Source organism: Kitasatospora sp. NPDC097643 (genome assembly GCF_040302625.1).
GTDB lineage: Bacteria > Actinomycetota > Actinomycetes > Streptomycetales > Streptomycetaceae > Kitasatospora.
Genome location: NZ_JBEOSA010000173.1, coordinates 1 through 1,454 on the forward strand (window position 1 = coordinate 1; position 1,454 = coordinate 1,454).

Sequence of the window (1,454 nt, forward strand, 5' to 3'; positions counted from 1 at the left end):
AACGCCTTCCTCGACGCCCTCGCCGAGCACCGCCACGCCGCGGGTCTCCCGGCGCAGTCCCTGGCGTGGGGGCTGTGGGCGGAGGACGGCGGCGGCATGGCGGCCGGGCTGGACGACGCGGACGTGCAGCGGATGGCCCGCGGTGGTGTCGTCGCTCTGAGCGCCGAGGACGGCCTGCTGCTGTTCGGCGCTGCCGTGGCAGGTACCGAACCCGTGCTGGTCCCCATCCGGCTCGACCAGGCGGGCCTGCGGGCCCAGGCCGGCATCGGGATGCTGCCGCCGATGCTGCGCGGCCTGGTCCGGACGCCGGTGCGCCGCGCCACCGCCAACGGCGGAGGTACCTCCGCCGTCGGCGGCTCGGCGCTGGCCGACCGGCTGGCGGCGCTGGGCGCGGCCCAGCGGGAGGCCCTGCTCCTCGACCTGGTGCGCGGCGAGGTCGCCGCCGTCCTGGGCTACCCGGACGTCTCCGGGGTCGATGCGGGCCGGGCATTCAAGGAGCTCGGCTTCGACTCGCTGACCGCGGTCGAGCTGCGGAACCGGCTCAACCGCGCCACCGGGCTGCGCCTGCCGGCCACGCTCGTGTTCGACTACCCGAGCCCCGCCGTGCTCGCCGAGCAGCTCAGGACCGAACTGCTCGGTGCCGATCCGGAGGCCGTCGTCGCCCCTGCGGTCAGCACGGCCCCGGACGACGAGCCGATCGCGATCGTCGGCATGGCCTGTCGCTACCCCGGCGGGATCGAGACCCCCGAGGACCTGTGGCGGCTGGTCGTCGACGGGCGGGACGCGGTGTCGTTCTTCCCCGAGGACCGCGGCTGGGACGTCGAGAACCTCTACCACCCGGACCCGGACCACCTCGGCACCTCGTACGCGCGTGAGGGCGGCTTCCTGCACCGGGCGGGCGAGTTCGACCCGGGGTTCTTCGGCATCTCGCCGCGTGAGGCGATGTCGATGGACCCGCAGCAGCGGCTGCTGCTGGAGACGTCCTGGGAGGCCTTCGAGCGGGCCGGGATCGACCCGCGGACGGTTCGCGGCAGTCGTACCGGTGTCTTCGTCGGCGTGATGTACAACGACTACGGCATGCTGCTCCAGCAGTCCGCCGAGGGCGCGGAAGGCCACGTGGGGACCGGTACCTCCGGCAGCGTCGCCTCCGGACGGGTGTCGTACACGCTGGGCCTGGAGGGGCCGGCGGTCACGATCGACACGGCGTGTTCCTCCTCGCTCGTCGCGCTGCACCTGGCCTGCCAGTCGCTGCGGCAGGGTGAGTCGACGCTGGCGCTGGCGGGCGGTGTGACGGTGATGCTGACGCCGAGCACGTTCGTGGAGTTCAGCCGCCAGCGGGGCCTGGCCGCCGATGGCCGCTGCAAGGCGTTCTCGGACGACGCGGACGGTACCGGCTGGGGCGAGGGCGTCGGCATGCTGCTGGTGGAGCGGCTGTCGGACGCCCGGCGGAACGG

The 1,454-nt window shown here is 74.1% G+C and carries 1 protein-coding gene; it reads left to right on the plus strand.

The genetic code is table 11. From position 1 onward, the window contains the following. Positions 1-1,454 (plus strand): beta-ketoacyl reductase (locus tag ABTY15_RS39670; protein WP_350607690.1); only part of this gene is annotated, 1,454 nt, incomplete at both ends.